Genomic DNA, 16,994 nt, shown 5'->3' on the forward strand with positions numbered 1-16,994 from the left:
GAACGCATGACAACACTGAGCTGTAAAGTAACCTCTGTAGAGGCTATTACGGAGACGGTTTATCGGGTTCGGTTACTTCCCGATTCTCCGTTCTCATTCCGCGCCGGTCAATATCTGATGGTGGTGATGGATCAGAGAGATAAGCGTCCGTTTTCAATGGCATCAACACCTTCAGAAAAGAAGTTCATTGAATTGCATATTGGTGCTTCTGAACTGAATTTATATGCGATGGCTGTGATGGATAGAATTTTGGATCAGAAAGTGATCAATGTTGATATCCCTCATGGTAAGGCTTGGTTCCGTCAGAGTAGCACGAATCCGCTGTTATTGATTGCGGGAGGGACGGGTTTTTCTTATACCCGTTCTATATTGCTGACAGCGTTGGAAGAACAACCTGAGCGCCAGATCTCTATTTATTGGGGTGGCAGAGAATCACAACATTTATACGATCTTGCTGAATTACAATTGCTTACAGAGCGTTACCCTAATCTGATGGTTGTTCCGGTTGTTGAACAGTCGGAGAATGGATGGTGTGGACGTACTGGAACCGTGCTCAAAGCAGTATTAGAGGATTTTGGCAGCTTAGCCAATCATGATATCTATATTGCAGGGCGATTTGAAATGGCAAAAATTGCTCGTGAGCGCTTTTGCAGTGAGCGTGATGCTTCTGCTGACAACATGTATGGCGATGCTTTCGAATTCATTTAAAATAATAATAATAAAAAAACCCGCCCCTGACAGGCGGGAATTACGGCAACAACGACTCAGTTATAATAATATTTTTTTACAGATAAGTTCTTAATCCATTCTTTCTATAATAGTGGCAATACCTTGGCCTAAACCGATACACATGGTTGCCAGCCCAAACTGAACATCGCGGCGCTCCATTAGATTCAACAATGTTGTTGTAATGCGAGCACCTGAACAGCCTAATGGGTGCCCGAGAGCGATTGCTCCACCATTAAGGTTCACTTTGTCATCCATGCGATCCAGCAAATTCAGACCTTTCATGCAGGCAAGTGATTGAGCGGCAAATGCTTCGTTTAGTTCAATGACGCCAATATCATCCAACTCTAAACCTGCTTTTTTGAGAGCCTTCTGTGTAGCAGGGACAGGGCCATATCCCATAATGGAAGGATCACAACCAACAACTGCCATAGAACGGATACGGGCGCGAGGTTTTAGCCCCAGATTTTTAGCATAGCTTTCACTGGTTACCAGCATTGCCGATGCACCATCGGATAAGGCAGAGGAGCTGCCTGCTGTAACCGATCCTGTTACTGGATCGAAGACAGGACGCAGAGCTGCCAGATCTTTCAGATTGGTATCTGGACGGATAACTTCATCGTGATCAAACAGTTTTAGTATGCCATCGGCATCGTGACCATAAATTGGTGATATCTCATTGGAGAATGCACCTGATTGCGTTGCTTGTGTTGCACGTTGGTGAGAGCGAAATGCAAATTCATCCTGCATTTCACGGCTGATATGGTGAATCTTTGCCAGCATTTCGGCGGTTAAACCCATAACTCCTGCGGCCTTGGCGACACTCAGGCTCATTTTAGGATGGAAATCCACACCATGAGTCATCGGAACATGACCCATATGTTCTACACCACCAATCAGTGTGACACTGGCTTCTCCGGTCATAATCATGCGGGCACCATCATGCAGCGCTTGCATTGACGAACCGCATAGCCGGTTAACGGTCACGGCAGGTACAGAGTGAGGGATATCAGCCAGTAGGGCAGAATTACGGGCAATGTTGAAGCCTTGCTCCAGAGTTTGCTGAACACAGCCCCAGTAGATATCATCTACTTTGTGTTTCTGTACTGCCGGGTTACGTTTAAATATCTCTTTCATCAGGTGAGCAGAGAGATCTTCAGCCCGGACCTGACGGAATGCACCACCTTTTGAGCGCCCCATTGGGGTGCGGATGCCATCAATAATGACTACATTTTCCATGTTTCCAGACCTCACGCTGTTGTTCCGGTGCTGACAGCAATCGTTGCTGCTGTAGGGTAGTAACTTTCATTACGTTCAGCTTTGGCTTTCAAACCAGGTGGTACCTGATAAAGAGCACCGAGGTGAGCATAATTCTCAGCCATTTTAACGTAATTTGCTGTTCCCATTGTTTCCAGATAACGGAAAACACCACCGCGGAACGGAGGGAAACCAATACCATAAACTAGGGCCATATCAGCTTCTGCCGGGCTGGCAATGACACCTTCTTCCAAACAACGGACAACTTCATTGATCATGGGGATCATAGTACGGGCAATGATCTCTTCACCGGAGAAATTATTCTTCGGTTGGCAGATGGTTGCCAACAGTTGATCTGTTTGCTCGTCCTGCTCTTTCTTTGGTTTGCCTTTCTTATCCTGTGTGTACTTATAGAAACCGATACTGTTTTTCTGTCCGTAGCGTTGATTTTCATATAGAACGTCAATAGCATCTTTATAATCACGCTGCATACGATCCGGGAATCCTTGAGCCATGACTGACTGAGAATGATATGCAGTATCAAGACCAATGACATCAATAAGATAAGCAGGACCCATCGGCCAGCCAAATTCCTTTTCCATAATTTTGTCTATCTGGCGGAAATCACCACCGTCACGCAACAACATACCGAAGCCAAGGAGATAAGGGAGCAGCACCCGGTTGACAAAGAATCCTGGACAGTCGTTAACGACAATAGGTGTTTTACCTATTTTGCTGGCGTAAGCAACTACAGTTGAAATTGTTTTTTCAGAGGTTTTTTCACCACGGATGACTTCAACCAGTGGCATACGATGCACCGGGTTAAAGAAATGCATACCACAGAAGTTTTCTGGGTTTTTTAGGGACTTAGCTAATTCTGAAATTGGAATTGTTGAAGTATTGGATGCTAGAACACACTCTTTATTAACTAGAGTTTCAGTTTCTGAGAGTACAGCTGCTTTGATCTTAGGGTTCTCTACTACGGCTTCAATCACTATTTGAGCCTGTTCGATACCGGCATAATTTAATGTAGGTTGAATAGAAGAAAGGGTTCGCGCCATTTTTATGGCATTCAGACGGCCACGTTCAAACTGTTTGTTCAGCAGTTTTGCAGCTTCATTCATACCTAATTCAAGGGCCTGTTGATTGATGTCTTTCATCATGACAGGAACCCCTCTACGGGCAGACTGATAGGCGATACCGCCACCCATAATCCCTGAGCCCAGAACTGCGGCATACTCAGGTGTGGTGACTTCTTTCAGATGTTTTTTCGCCAGTCCTTTTATGTACTGGTCATTAAGAAAAATACCGACTAAAGCACGGGCAACATTTGTCTGTGCCAGAGTGATAAAGTTGGTGGCTTCCACTTTCAGTGCTTCATCACGGCCAAGTGTAGCGGTTTTTTCTATGGATTTAACTGCGGTAATCGGTGCAGGGTAATGAGGACCGGCAACTTTCATCACCATACCTTTTGCCACGCTAAAACTCATGCCACGTTCAACTTCATTGAGTTTCAAAGGCTCTAACTTTGGCTGGCGTGCTGCTTTCCAATCAAGGTTCCCTGCAATAGCCTGTTCCAGCATTGATATTGCAGAATTAATCAGTTTTTCACTAGCGACAACGGCATCAATCAGGCCATTTTTCAATGCTTCTTCTGCACCAATGTCTTTACCAGCAGCAATAATATCCAGTGCGTTATCAGTCCCGATTAGGCGTGGAAGGCGAACTGAGCCGCCAAAACCAGGCATAATACCAAGCTTGGTTTCTGGCAGCCCAATGCGCACATCGGGGGAGGCTATACGGAAATCTGTAGACAGAACACATTCACAACCGCCACCAAGGGCATAACCATTTATCGCTGAAATGGTTGGGACGGGTAAATCTTCTATCCGGTTAAAAATGCTATTTGCGAAATCAAGCCACTCTTGCAATTTTTCTACAGGTGCATCGAATAAAGAGAGAAATTCAGTAATATCTGCACCAACAATAAATGCAGCTTTATCAGAGCGTAATAAAACGCCTTTTAATTCAGTTTGTTGCTCCAGACTGGCGACAGCCTTATCCAGAGATGCAACAGTTTTGGTATCCAGTTTATTAATAGCGGCGGGGGCATTGAAAACCAGTTCAGCAATGCCATCTTTCAGCCAGCTTACTTGAATTGTTTCACTTTGATAGAGCATGTCGTTCTCCTAAATGAGCGCATACCATCTGGTATGACCAGATAGACTTGATTGTGGTTATTATGTTAAGTAAATGCAAATGAGTGATTAGTTTTTTGCAAGGGTGATCACAAGTAAGATTTGTATCTCATTGACGGTAATTGTTTTTATATTTTTATAAATAAGGAGTTAGCAGGATCCGATAAATTGGGATGATTTTTGCGTGATACCTGCAAATATCAATGGCTGTGATAAGCTAATGGTTCAGCCATAAAATAAAAAAAGGTCAATTGAAATGGAAAAGTTGGCATCTCTGTACCACGAACATATCTCTACATTGCAACAACGTACCCGCGAAGTACTGGCCCGTAATCAATTGGATGCTCTGCTTATTCACTCCGGTGAATTACAGCGTATTTTCTTGGATGACAGAGACTATCCTTTTAAAGTTAGTGCTCACTTCAAAGCTTGGGTACCCGTAACGAAAGTACCTAATTGTTGGTTATGGGTAGATGGTATTAATAAGCCTAAATTATGGTTTTATTCACCGATAGATTATTGGCACAGTGTAGAACCGTTGCCAACCAGCTACTGGACTAAAGAAGTTGAAATGATTCATCTGGCAAATACCGGAGATATCAATTCAGAGTTAAGTACTTATGTGAAACAGAATGTTGCTTATATTGGTTGTTCACAACCAAGAGCAAAAGAAATTGGTTTTTCTGAGCATAATATCAATCCGAAAGCTGTTCTGGATTATTTGCATTTCTATCGTTCATATAAAACAGACTATGAACTGGTCTGTATGCGTGAAGCGCAAAAAACGGCTGTTGTCGGGCATCTGGCAGCTTATGAGGCATTTCAGGCTGGAATGAGTGAATTTGATATTAATATATCTTATCTGATGGCAACAGGTCATCGTGATACAGATGTGCCTTATGACAATATTATTGCTATAAATGAAAATGCGGCTGTTTTGCATTACGCCGTATTGCAGCACAATGCACCTTCAGAAGTGCGTAGTTTCCTAATTGATGCTGGCGCTGAATATAATGGCTATGCAGCAGATATCACCCGTACTTATTCAGCAAAAAGTAATAACGAATTTGCTGCTCTGATTAAAGATATGAATGCTGAACAAAAAGCGCTAATCAGTACGATTAAAGCAGGAGTTTGCTACACCGAATATCATATTCAGATGCATCATAGGATTGCTAAGTTGCTGAAAAAATACGGTATCGTGAAAGATATCAGTGAAGAAACTATAGTTGAAAAAGGGCTGACAACGCCATTCTTTCCACATGGTATTGGTCATCCTCTTGGATTGCAGGTCCATGATGCGGCAGGGTTTATGCAGGATGATACAGGTACACATTTAGCAGCTCCGGCCATATATCCATATCTGCGTTGTACCCGTATTTTAGAGCCCCGTATGGTGCTAACTATCGAGCCGGGCCTTTATTTCATTGAATCGTTGCTTGCACCTTGGCGTGAAAGTGAGCTCAGTAAGCATTTTGACTGGAATAAAATTGGGATGCTTAAACCATTCGGTGGTATTCGTATCGAAGACAATATTGTTATCCATGAAAATAAGGTGGAAAACATGACTAGGGATCTGCAACTGCCATAATGAAGCCTTATTTGATACCCACGGCTCCAGTGAGTTTGACTGAAGAGATTAAAAAAAGTCGCTTTATTACCCTGCTGGAGCATACCTGTGGGGTAGATGAAGCTAAGGCATTTATCCAGCAAATCAAAGCTCAATACCCTGATGCCCGGCATCATTGCTGGGCGTTTGTTGCTGGTGCTCCGGATGATTCACAACAATTGGGTTTTTCTGATGATGGAGAGCCTTCTGGGACCGCAGGTAAGCCGATGCTATCCCAGCTTATGGGAAATAATATCGGTGAAATAACCGCAGTTGTTGTCCGTTATTTTGGCGGAATAAAATTAGGTACCGGTGGATTAGTAAGGGCATATGGAAATAGTGTTCAACAGGCGCTGAAATTACTGGAAACAAAATATAAGGTTCCACAGAAAATCTGCTCCTTGCAGTGTGAATATGCCCATATCTCTATGATTGAACAGTTATTACAGAAATCAGAGGGGCAGATTATTGCCAGTGAATATGCAGAGAGTGTTACTCTGCGAATTTCACTTCCAGCTACCCTGGTGGGTGAAGTCGGTGATAAATTACGTGATCTGAGTCGTGGTGTACTGTATTTAACACCTGATCTGTAAATTTTCTCTATTAACTGGATTTTTAAGGAACCAGCTGAATGCATTTTCGTGCCATAACCCGTATTGTTGGGCTGCTTGTCATTCTTTTCTCTGTTACCATGATTATTCCAGGGTTGGTAGCACTAATCTATCGTGATGGCGCTGGGCGTGCATTTAGTCAGACATTTATTTTTGCTTTAGTTATCGGTTTAATGCTTTGGATACCAAACCGGGAACAAAAACATGAATTAAAGCCTCGGGAAGGGTTTCTTATCGTTGTTTTGTTTTGGACGGTACTGGGTAGTGTCGGGGCTTTACCTTTCATCTTTTCTGAGCAGCCAAATCTTTCTATTACAGATGCATTCTTTGAATCTTTCTCTGGTTTAACAACAACGGGTGCTACAACACTTATTGGGCTTGACACCTTGCCTAAAGCAATTCTCTTCTATCGGCAGATGTTGCAATGGTTGGGGGGGATGGGGATTATTGTGCTGGCTGTTGCAATACTGCCTCTACTTGGGGTCGGAGGAATGCAGCTTTATCGGGCTGAAATGCCAGGGCCTTTGAAAGATAATAAAATGCGTCCACGAATTGCTGAAACAGCAAAAACTTTGTGGTTGATTTATATGTTACTGACAATTGCCTGTGCTCTGGCGTTATGGGCGGCAGGTATGTCAGTTTTTGATGCTATTTCCCACAGCTTTTCAACCATTGCAATTGGTGGATTTTCTACGCATGATGCCAGTATTGGTTATTTTAATAGCCCAGTAATAAATACTATCATTGCGATTTTTCTGCTGATTTCTGGTTGTAATTTTGGTCTGCACTTCGCGGTGTTAACGGGACGCAGTTTGACAGTGTACTGGCGGGACCCAGAATTCCGTATGTTCATCTCTATTCAATTAGCACTGGTGATTATCTGTACTTTTATCTTATGGCACTATGCTGTTTATACATCGGGGATGGAGACACTGAATCAAGCTTTTTTCCAGGTTGTTTCAATGGCGACAACGGCTGGGTTCAGTACAGATAGCTTTGCCCGTTGGCCATCATTTTTGCCAATACTGTTGTTGTGTTCTGCTTTTATCGGCGGTTGTGCGGGTTCGACGGGGGGGGGACTGAAAGTCATTCGTATCTTATTGCTATTCCTCCAAGGTTCTCGTGAGTTGAAGCGGTTGGTTCATCCGAATGCGGTTTACACCCTAAAATTAGGGCGAAGAGCATTACCTGAACGTATTATTGAAGCTGTTTGGGGATTCTTCTCTGCTTACGCTTTGGTATTTATCATCAGTTTGTTATTACTTATCGCTACTGGTGTAGATGAACTTTCTGCTTTTTCTGCGATAGCCGCTACACTGAATAATCTAGGGCCTGGGTTGGGTGTTGTTGCTGATAACTTCACTGCAATGAACCCTACGGCTAAGTGGATATTAGTTATAACGATGTTGTTTGGTCGTTTGGAAGTATTTACTTTGTTAGTTTTATTTACTCCGACCTTCTGGCGTGAATAATCTATTGGAAGAAGGATGTAGCTATGAACTGCTTATTGCTTTACTCCAGCCGGGATGGGCAGACTAAGAAAATTATTACCCGCATTGCTGAGAATCTACGCAGAGTAGGACAGATATGTGATCTCAGAGATTTGGCAATAGCAGAAACAATCGATTTGAAATCTTATGATAAAGTTATGATTGGAGCTTCAATCAGATATGGTCATTTTAGTTCAACACTGAAAAAATTTGCTATTCGTCATCAACAACAGCTTAATAAAATGCCAACTGCATTTTTTGGTGTGAATCTGACAGCAAGGAAACCCGAGAAACGTACACCTGAAACGAATGTGTATGTTCGTAAATTTCTGCTTAATACCCCTTGGCAGCCAGATATGTGTGGTGTTTTTGCTGGTGCGTTACTTTATCCTCGTTATCGCTGGCTTGATCGTGTAATGGTTAAACTGATCATGAAGATGACAGGTGGGGAAACTGATACAACGAAAGAAATTGAATATACTGACTGGCAGCAAGTCGATCATTTTGCTGATGATTTCCTTGGAATAGTGAGTAAAAAATAACTGATTTGTTCTTTTTTTCAGTGTTTAGTTGAAAAAAAACGCGAATGACAGTTTTTTTTAAATAAACGCTTGCCAGCGCCGAAGAACTCCCTATAATGCGCCACCACTGACCGACACAACGCTGACAAAACGTGTGAGGCCAGGCAGAGTAAAGTGAATAAGCGCTTGACTCTGCGGGCGAAAAGCGTAATATACGCAGCCCGGCTGAACGAGAATATCAATTTTTATTTCAGCCTGCTCTTTAACAATTAATCAGACAATCTGTGTGGGCACTCACAAGACCGTATCACAAAAAAATACGTTTTAAAGTCTTGAAGAGTGAACAACAGTGAATTCATTACGAATGAACAGTCAGTTTCTTTGAGCATCAAGCTTTTAATAGAAGAGTTTGATCATGGCTCAGATTGAACGCTGGCGGCAGGCCTAACACATGCAAGTCGGGCGGTAACAGGAAAGTGCGTGCACTTTCGCTGACGAGCGGCGGACGGGTGAGTAATGTCTGGGGATCTGCCCGAGGGCGGGGGATAACCACTGGAAACGGTGGCTAATACCGCATAATGTCGCGAGACCAAAGTGGGGGACCTGAAAAGGCCTCACGCCCACGGATGAACCCAGATGGGATTAGCTAGTCGGTAGGGTAATGGCCTACCGAGGCGACGATCCCTAGCTGGTCTGAGAGGATGACCAGCCACACTGGGACTGAGACACGGCCCAGACTCCTACGGGAGGCAGCAGTGGGGAATATTGCACAATGGGCGCAAGCCTGATGCAGCCATGCCGCGTGTATGAAGAAGGCCTTCGGGTTGTAAAGTACTTTCAGCGGGGAGGAAGGGTATAACCTGAACAGGGTTGTATTTTGACGTTACCCGCAGAAGAAGCACCGGCTAACTCCGTGCCAGCAGCCGCGGTAATACGGAGGGTGCAAGCGTTAATCGGAATGACTGGGCGTAAAGCGCACGCAGGCGGTCAATTAAGTTAGATGTGAAATCCCCGGGCTTAACCTGGGAACGGCATCTAAGACTGGTTGACTGGAGTCTCGTAGAGGGGGGTAGAATTCCATGTGTAGCGGTGAAATGCGTAGAGATGTGGAGGAATACCGGTGGCGAAGGCGGCCCCCTGGACGAAGACTGACGCTCAGGTGCGAAAGCGTGGGGAGCAAACAGGATTAGATACCCTGGTAGTCCACGCTGTAAACGATGTCGATTTGGAGGTTGTTCCCTAGAGGAGTGGCTTCCGGAGCTAACGCGTTAAATCGACCGCCTGGGGAGTACGGCCGCAAGGTTAAAACTCAAATGAATTGACGGGGGCCCGCACAAGCGGTGGAGCATGTGGTTTAATTCGATGCAACGCGAAGAACCTTACCTACTCTTGACATCCTCAGAATTTGCTGGAGACAGCGAAGTGCCTTAGGGAACTGAGAGACAGGTGCTGCATGGCTGTCGTCAGCTCGTGTTGTGAAATGTTGGGTTAAGTCCCGCAACGAGCGCAACCCTTATCCTTTGTTGCCAGCGCGTGATGGCGGGAACTCAAAGGAGACTGCCGGTGATAAACCGGAGGAAGGTGGGGATGACGTCAAGTCATCATGGCCCTTACGAGTAGGGCTACACACGTGCTACAATGGCGGATACAAAGTGAAGCGAGCTTGCGAGAGTGAGCGGAACACATAAAGTCTGTCGTAGTCCGGATTGGAGTCTGCAACTCGACTCCATGAAGTCGGAATCGCTAGTAATCGTAGATCAGAATGCTACGGTGAATACGTTCCCGGGCCTTGTACACACCGCCCGTCACACCATGGGAGTGGGTTGCAAAAGAAGTCGGTAGCTTAACCTAAGGGAGGGCGCTGACCACTTTGTGATTCATGACTGGGGTGAAGTCGTAACAAGGTAACCGTAGGGGAACCTGCGGTTGGATCACCTCCTTACCTGAGATGCAGTTGAGTGCAGTGCTCACACAGATTGTCTGATAAAAGTAGAGCAAGACGCGTCTGCGAAGCCGGCCATTGTGTCCCCTTCGTCTAGAGGCCTAGGACACCGCCCTTTCACGGCGGTAACAGGGGTTCGAATCCCCTAGGGGACGCCACTTGCGGTGATGACGGGTGAAAGCCGTTGTCGTGTTATCGTTAAGCGGATTTGTGATGAAGTCGGCTTACCGATAAAAGCTCTTTAACAATCTGGAACAAGCTGAAAATTGAATACAGTCAATAACCTCCCCGAGGGGTTATTGATGAGTCTCTCAACAATCCGCAAGCCGAGACAGTTTCGGGTTGTGAGGTTAAGCGACTAAGCGTACACGGTGGATGCCTAGGCAGTCAGAGGCGATGAAGGACGTGCTAATCTGCGAAAAGCGTCGGTAAGCTGATATGAAGCGTAATAACCGGCGATGTCCGAATGGGGAAACCCAGTGCAATCCGTTGCACTATCGCTTGATGAATTCATAGTCAAGCGAGGCGAACCGGGGGAACTGAAACATCTCAGTACCCCGAGGAAAAGAAATCAACCGAGATTCCCCCAGTAGCGGCGAGCGAACGGGGAGCAGCCCAGAGTCTGCATCAGTGAAGGGGTGAGTGGAAGCGTCTGGAAAGTCGCACAGTAAAGGGTGAAAGTCCCGTACACTAAACCCTCTTCACTGTGAGCTCAACGAGTAGGGCGGGACACGTGGTATCCTGTCTGAATATGGGGGGACCATCCTCCAAGGCTAAATACTCCTGACTGACCGATAGTGAACCAGTACCGTGAGGGAAAGGCGAAAAGAACCCCGGCGAGGGGAGTGAAACAGAACCTGAAACCGTGTACGTACAAGCAGTGGGAGCCTTCATTTATGGGGGTGACTGCGTACCTTTTGTATAATGGGTCAGCGACTTATATTCTGTAGCAAGGTTAACCGTTTAGGGGAGCCGCAGGGAAACCGAGTCTTAACTGGGCGCATGAGTTGCAGGGTATAGACCCGAAACCCGGTGATCTAGCCATGGGCAGGTTGAAGGTTGGGTAACACTAACTGGAGGACCGAACCGACTAATGTTGAAAAATTAGCGGATGACTTGTGGCTGGGGGTGAAAGGCCAATCAAACCGGGAGATAGCTGGTTCTCCCCGAAAGCTATTTAGGTAGCGCCTCGTGAATTCATCTTCGGGGGTAGAGCACTGTTTCGGCTAGGGGGCCATCCCGGCTTACCAACCCGATGCAAACTGCGAATACCGAAGAATGGTATCACGGGAGACACACGGCGGGTGCTAACGTCCGTCGTGAAGAGGGAAACAACCCAGACCGCCAGCTAAGGTCCCAAAGTCATGGTTAAGTGGGAAACGAGGTGGGAAGGCTCAGACAGCCAGGATGTTGGCTTAGAAGCAGCCATCATTTAAAGAAAGCGTAATAGCTCACTGGTCGAGTCGGCCTGCGCGGAAGATGTAACGGGGCTAAACCATGCACCGAAGCTGCGGCAGCGACACTAAGGTGTCGTTGGGTAGGGGAGCGTTCTGTAAGCCGTCGAAGGTGTGCTGTGAAGCGCGCTGGAGGTATCAGAAGTGCGAATGCTGACATAAGTAACGATAAAGCGGGTGAAAAACCCGCTCGCCGGAAGACCAAGGGTTCCTGTCCAACGTTAATCGGGGCAGGGTGAGTCGACCCCTAAGGCGAGGCTGAAAAGCGTAGTCGATGGGAAACAGGTTAATATTCCTGTACTGAATGTGACTGCGAAGGGGGGACGGAGAAGGCTAGGCCATCCGGGCGACGGTTGTCCCGGTTTAAGCGTGCAGGTGGGCAGGACAGGCAAATCCGTTCTGCTGTAACACTGAGGCGTGATGACGAACCGCTACGGCGGTGAAGTGGTTGATGCCCGGCTTCCAGGAAAAGCCTCTAAGCATCAGGTGACATTGAATCGTACCCCAAACCGACACAGGTGGTCAGGTAGAGAATACTCAGGCGCTTGAGAGAACTCGGGTGAAGGAACTAGGCAAAATGGTGCCGTAACTTCGGGAGAAGGCACGCTGGCAGCAGGTGAAGGAAGAAACATCCGGAGCCGAAGCCAGTCGCAGAGACCAGCTGGCTGCAACTGTTTATTAAAAACACAGCACTGTGCAAACACGAAAGTGGACGTATACGGTGTGACGCCTGCCCGGTGCTGGAAGGTTAATTGATGGGGTTAGCGCGTAAGCACGACGCTCTTGATAGAAGCCCCAGTAAACGGCGGCCGTAACTATAACGGTCCTAAGGTAGCGAAATTCCTTGTCGGGTAAGTTCCGACCTGCACGAATGGCGTAATGATGGCCAGGCTGTCTCCACCCGAGACTCAGTGAAATTGAACTCGCTGTGAAGATGCAGTGTACCCGCGGCAAGACGGAAAGACCCCGTGAACCTTTACTATAGCTTGACACTGAACATGGAGCCTTGATGTGTAGGATAGGTGGGAGGCCAGGAAGTGTGGACGCCAGTCTGCATGGAGCCATCCTTGAAATACCACCCTTGAATGTTCGATGTTCTCACCCAGTTCCGTGATCCGGAACGGGGACAGTGTCTGGTGGGTAGTTTGACTGGGGCGGTCTCCTCCCAAAGCGTAACGGAGGAGCACGAAGGTTGGCTAATCACGGTCGGACATCGTGAGGTTAGTGCAAAGGCATAAGCCAGCTTGACTGCGAGAGTGACAGCTCGAGCAGGTACGAAAGTAGGTCTTAGTGATCCGGTGGTTCTGAATGGAAGGGCCATCGCTCAACGGATAAAAGGTACTCCGGGGATAACAGGCTGATACCGCCCAAGAGTTCATATCGACGGCGGTGTTTGGCACCTCGATGTCGGCTCATCACATCCTGGGGCTGAAGTCGGTCCCAAGGGTATGGCTGTTCGCCATTTAAAGTGGTACGCGAGCTGGGTTTAGAACGTCGTGAGACAGTTCGGTCCCTATCTGCCGTGGGCGTTGGAAGATTGAAAGGGGCTGCTCCTAGTACGAGAGGACCGGAGTGGACGCACCGCTGGTGTACGGGTTGTCATGCCAATGGCATAGCCCGGTAGCTAAGTGCGGCAGAGATAACCGCTGAAAGCATCTAAGCGGGAAACTTGCCTTGAGATGAGTCTTCCCTTGACTTTAAGGTCACGGAAGGAACGTTTAAGACGAAGACGTGGATAGGCTGGGTGTGTAAGTGCAGCGATGCATTGAGCTGACCAGTACTAATGAACCGAGCGGCTTAACCTTACAACACCGAAGGTGTTTTGGTGAGAGAGACGAAAAGAATTTTAGCTTGTTGACCGGATTGGTTCTGATGGTGGTGCGAGCTGTTAAAGGCGGGTATCACGGTTGGAATGGAATGAATTTGCCTGGCGGCGATAGCGCGGTGGTCCCACCTGACCCCATGCCGAACTCAGCAGTGAAACGCCGTAGCGCCGATGGTAGTGTGGGGTCTCCCCATGTGAGAGTAGGGAACTGCCAGGCTTTGCATTAAGCGAACCCCCTCAGCGTAAGCTGGGGGTTTTTGCATTTTGGGGGATGCTGTTATTGACAGACTGGCCTATTGACCGGCTTCATCCGATGTGCATTTTCTTGAAGAAACAGACCGTTGGTTCATCAATTTGTGAATAATCAAAATACGCTATAGCAGTAGCAGACATTAAAAATAACTTAAACAGTATCTTAAAACTGATAGAAAAGAAAATGAGTCACGATATTTTAAGTTCTGCTCGTTATGATGGAAATTTTCCAATATATTCATAATATTCATAAGTCTAACTCATATGCAGATAATGAGCCCGGATATCTGTTTTAGAATGACCAAAAATTTTCACCTCTCCATTATCACAGTAATAACTCTTGATCTGCATCTCTTTCGTTAGCGGTTAGACTTACTCATGCAGTGGGGATCATGTATGCGTTATGTTTATATCATCTAATAACATTCCACCTTTATATCATTATGAATATAACTGTAATGTAAACGTCCGGTCATCTCACCTTGTTCTTCCTCTCCGGCCCATGCACGCTACCGCTTCCCTATCTTCATTTGGAGACTGACACCATGAGCCGTAGTCGATATACCCCGGAGCAAAAACAACACCATGTGACCCAATGGCGCCACAGTGACCTGACTCGAAAACAGTATTGCGAACAGCATCAGCTGAGTTTTTCCGCTTTTCGCGACTGGATTGCCGACAGTCACAAAATACGCCAACCTCTCAGCCAGACACTGCCCGCCCTCTTGCCAGTTTCACTCCAGCCTGACGACGCGCGCACCGTTACCCTGTATACCCCAGACGGCTATGCCATCGCCTGTCCATTGACGCTGTTGCCTGACGTGATGCGGGTACTGGCCCGATGCTGAAACCGCAACAGCTCTTTCTGGTGCGAGAGCCCGTCGACATGCGCCGGGGCATTGATGCCCTGACCCGGCACCTGGAGGGACTGAATTTGCGCTGGCAGGACGAGGCCGCTTTTGTTTTCTGCAACAAGGCCCGCTCCCGTCTCAAGGTGTTGCGCTGGGACCGACACGGCGTCTGGCTGTGTACCCGCCGTCTGCACCGGGCCCATTTTGTCTGGCCGAAGCAGGGCGAGCGCAGCTGGGTGATGACGCCCGCCCAGTTTGACTGGCTCATCCGCGGCATTCACTGGCAACAAGTCGAGGGAGATGACCTGTCCGGCTGGCGAAGCTAATTCCGCTACCCCGGTCACACTTTTACCGGATAACGACGGGGAATTATCCGGTACACTGTCGGCATGACGCTCAATGACTTAATCGCGCTGGATGACCCCGGCCAGTTCCGCCTGCGGGCACTGGCGCTGCTTCAGCAACAAGGTGATTATATTCGCCAGCTGGAAGACGCCCTGAAACAGGCGCAACGCTGGCGTTTTGGTGCGCACAGCGAAACCCTGCCTGCCGGTCCCAAACGCAGTCAGTTTGAGGAAGATGCCGATACCGATATCGCGGTGCTGGAAACCCGGCTGTCACGCCTGCATATCAAGGAAAACGCGCCCCCGGCCCAGCCTAAACGTCAGCCTTTGCCGGCGACATTACCCCGTGAAGATATCCGGCTGGTGCCGGAGACGGAGAGCTGCCCGGATTGCGGTCATGCCCTGCGCTTTTTGCGTGATGAAATCAGTGAGCGACTGGAATACTGTCCGGCCACGTTTATCGTCCGGCGTTATGTCTGTCCGCAGTACAGCTGCGCGCGCTGTCAGTGCGTGCATGCTAAAGCCCAACCCGCCCACCTGATTGAAAAGGGCATTCCAGAGCCGGGGTTGCTGGCTCAGGTGGTGGTCGCCAAATATCGTGACCACCTGCCGCTCTACCGTCAGCAGAAAATCTATGCCCGCAGTGGTGTAACCCTGGCCCGCAGCACCCTGTCGGACTGGGTGGGGCAGGTGGCTGTGGCGTTGCAACCGTTAGCCGATGCCCTGAAGCAGACGCTGCTGACGTCCCCGGTGCTGCATGCCGATGAGACCCCGTTGCCGATACTGGCCCCGGGAAAAGGCCAGACCCAGCGCGCCTATCTGTGGACGTATGTCACCGGCCCCGATACCTCGCCGGCAGTGGTGTACTATGAGCTGCATCCCGGCCGCAGTGGCCGTTATGCCCAGAGCCTGCTGAAAGACTGGTCGGGCGGCATGTTGGTGACGGATGATTATGCCGGTTACAACGCGCTGCATGCCCGGGCGGATATCACCGAAGCGGGTTGCCGGGCTCACGCCCGCCGCAAATTCTTTGACCAATACAAAGCGAGCCAAAGTCCGGTGGCGAAACAGGCGCTGGATGGCATTCGCGACCTGTACAAGCTGGAGCGAAAAATCAAACACCGGCCGCCGGATAAACGGCGTCAGTGGCGACAGCGTTATGCCCGGCCGTGGCTGAATGAGTTCCGGTCCTGGTTGCAGACGACTCAGGCCCAAACGGCCCCGAATTCCGGGTTACGCAAAGCGATAGATTACACGCTGAAGCGCTGGCCGGCGCTGGTGTGTTATCTGGATGACGGGCGGGTGCCGATAGACAACAACCGGGCGGAGAATGCGGTCCGGGGTGTGGCGCTCGGCCGAAAGAACTGGCTTTTTGCGGGTTCACTGGCCGCGGGGCAACGGGCGGCCATGATAATGAGCCTGCTGGAAACGGCCAAAGCCAACGGACATGAGCCCTGGGTCTGGTTACGTGATGTCCTCAGTCGGCTGCCTGTCTGGCCGAACAGTCGGTTGAATGAGCTGCTGCCCTGGCCTGAGAATCCCTTCCGTTAACATCCCATTTTGTTGTTATCTGACAACGCAAGGTGAGTTCACCGGAACATTACACTGTAATCAGCCCTGGGCGATAATTAATTACTTATTTTTCCATTTACATCACAACTAAAACTGGAATAATCAGTCTTGTCATTACTATGGTTATGTAAAATAGTATGATTGATTAGAATAGTATTTAGAAATACAGTTGTATTAGTACTGACCGATATTTTGGGTTGAATACTCTTTTTAATGCGGGTAAATGACGGTAATTAGGCATAGAAAATAGGAATCCGTCACTATTTAATTATATTTGCCAGTTAAAGCATACTGATTATGAGCATTGCGGTAAATGGGGGTATCATTTCTCTTGCATTTTAT

The 16,994-nt window shown here is 48.0% G+C and carries 10 protein-coding genes, 1 tRNA gene and 3 rRNA genes; 12 read left to right on the top strand and 2 right to left on the bottom strand.

Going from position 1 to position 16,994, the window contains the following annotated elements:
- The first annotated feature begins 6 nt into the window (after positions 1-6).
- On the top strand, positions 7-708 hold the full coding sequence (fre, locus tag ACUN2T_RS02995; RefSeq protein ID WP_445496180.1) for an NAD(P)H-flavin reductase: 702 nt from the start codon (positions 7-9) through the stop codon (positions 706-708).
- A 90-nt stretch (positions 709-798) separates the two neighbouring features.
- Here fre and fadA read toward each other — a convergent pair whose 3' ends face one another.
- Together fadA and fadB are read right to left on the bottom strand one after the other, a co-directional pair.
- Positions 799-1,965, bottom strand: coding sequence for an acetyl-CoA C-acyltransferase FadA (gene fadA, locus ACUN2T_RS03000; RefSeq protein WP_445496181.1), 1,167 nt, complete (start codon positions 1,963-1,965; stop codon positions 799-801).
- An 11-nt stretch (positions 1,966-1,976) separates the two neighbouring features.
- Positions 1,977-4,163, bottom strand: a complete 2,187-nt coding sequence (fadB, locus tag ACUN2T_RS03005) for a fatty acid oxidation complex subunit alpha FadB (protein WP_445496182.1) — start codon at positions 4,161-4,163, stop codon at positions 1,977-1,979.
- 274 nt (positions 4,164-4,437) lie between these two features.
- Between fadB and pepQ the strand changes: the two genes are divergently transcribed.
- From pepQ to tnpC, 11 genes are all read left to right on the top strand, one after another.
- Positions 4,438-5,772 carry a Xaa-Pro dipeptidase gene (gene pepQ / locus ACUN2T_RS03010; RefSeq protein WP_445496183.1) on the top strand — a complete coding sequence of 445 codons (1,335 nt, stop codon included), beginning with the start codon at positions 4,438-4,440 and terminating at the stop codon, positions 5,770-5,772.
- Positions 5,772-6,383 carry an IMPACT family protein gene (locus ACUN2T_RS03015; protein ID WP_445496185.1) on the top strand — a complete coding sequence of 204 codons (612 nt, stop codon included), beginning with the start codon at positions 5,772-5,774 and terminating at the stop codon, positions 6,381-6,383. The genes pepQ and ACUN2T_RS03015 overlap by 1 nt, the downstream gene beginning before the upstream one ends.
- Positions 6,384-6,421: 38 nt before the next feature.
- The gene (gene trkH / locus ACUN2T_RS03020) at positions 6,422-7,873 is read left to right on the top strand and encodes a Trk system potassium transporter TrkH (protein WP_445496186.1); all 1,452 of its coding nucleotides are present in this window, start codon (positions 6,422-6,424) and stop codon (positions 7,871-7,873) included.
- Positions 7,874-7,896: 23 nt separating this feature from the next.
- The gene (gene hemG / locus ACUN2T_RS03025; protein WP_445496187.1) at positions 7,897-8,433 is read left to right on the top strand and encodes a menaquinone-dependent protoporphyrinogen IX dehydrogenase; all 537 of its coding nucleotides are present in this window, start codon (positions 7,897-7,899) and stop codon (positions 8,431-8,433) included.
- Positions 8,434-8,809: 376 nt separating this feature from the next.
- Positions 8,810-10,354: ribosomal RNA gene (locus tag ACUN2T_RS03030) — 16S ribosomal RNA — on the top strand.
- 82 nt (positions 10,355-10,436) lie between these two features.
- Positions 10,437-10,512 (top strand) — tRNA-Glu (locus ACUN2T_RS03035).
- A gap of 190 nt (positions 10,513-10,702) precedes the next feature.
- Positions 10,703-13,613: ribosomal RNA gene (locus ACUN2T_RS03040) — 23S ribosomal RNA — on the top strand.
- A gap of 121 nt (positions 13,614-13,734) precedes the next feature.
- Positions 13,735-13,850: ribosomal RNA gene (gene rrf, locus ACUN2T_RS03045) — 5S ribosomal RNA — on the top strand.
- The 16S, 23S and 5S rRNA genes sit together here with 1 tRNA gene alongside, the layout of an rRNA operon.
- A gap of 580 nt (positions 13,851-14,430) precedes the next feature.
- Entirely contained in the window at positions 14,431-14,733 is a 303-nt protein-coding gene (gene tnpA, locus ACUN2T_RS03050; RefSeq protein ID WP_445496188.1) for an IS66 family insertion sequence element accessory protein TnpA, read from the top strand.
- Positions 14,727-15,062: an IS66 family insertion sequence element accessory protein TnpB gene (gene tnpB / locus ACUN2T_RS03055; RefSeq protein WP_214089177.1), complete on the top strand. Its 336-nt coding sequence runs from the start codon at positions 14,727-14,729 to the stop codon at positions 15,060-15,062. The genes tnpA and tnpB overlap by 7 nt, the downstream gene beginning before the upstream one ends.
- A 63-nt stretch (positions 15,063-15,125) precedes the next feature.
- Positions 15,126-16,631 carry an IS66 family transposase gene (gene tnpC / locus ACUN2T_RS03060; RefSeq protein WP_445496189.1) on the top strand — a complete coding sequence of 502 codons (1,506 nt, stop codon included), beginning with the start codon at positions 15,126-15,128 and terminating at the stop codon, positions 16,629-16,631.
- The last annotated feature ends 363 nt before the right edge of the window (positions 16,632-16,994 follow it).

It is taken from the genome of Photorhabdus machadonis, assembly GCF_052657765.1.

Coding starts and splice junctions, on each gene's coding strand:
- fre (WP_445496180.1), top strand. CDS start 7: ATGACAACACTGAGCTGTAAAGTAACCTCTGTAGAGGCTATTACGGAG.
- fadA (WP_445496181.1), bottom strand. CDS start 1,965: ATGGAAAATGTAGTCATTATTGATGGCATCCGCACCCCAATGGGGCGC.
- fadB (WP_445496182.1), bottom strand. CDS start 4,163: ATGCTCTATCAAAGTGAAACAATTCAAGTAAGCTGGCTGAAAGATGGC.
- pepQ (WP_445496183.1), top strand. CDS start 4,438: ATGGAAAAGTTGGCATCTCTGTACCACGAACATATCTCTACATTGCAA.
- ACUN2T_RS03015 (WP_445496185.1), top strand. CDS start 5,772: ATGAAGCCTTATTTGATACCCACGGCTCCAGTGAGTTTGACTGAAGAG.
- trkH (WP_445496186.1), top strand. CDS start 6,422: ATGCATTTTCGTGCCATAACCCGTATTGTTGGGCTGCTTGTCATTCTT.
- hemG (WP_445496187.1), top strand. CDS start 7,897: ATGAACTGCTTATTGCTTTACTCCAGCCGGGATGGGCAGACTAAGAAA.
- tnpA (WP_445496188.1), top strand. CDS start 14,431: ATGAGCCGTAGTCGATATACCCCGGAGCAAAAACAACACCATGTGACC.
- tnpB (WP_214089177.1), top strand. CDS start 14,727: ATGCTGAAACCGCAACAGCTCTTTCTGGTGCGAGAGCCCGTCGACATG.
- tnpC (WP_445496189.1), top strand. CDS start 15,126: ATGACGCTCAATGACTTAATCGCGCTGGATGACCCCGGCCAGTTCCGC.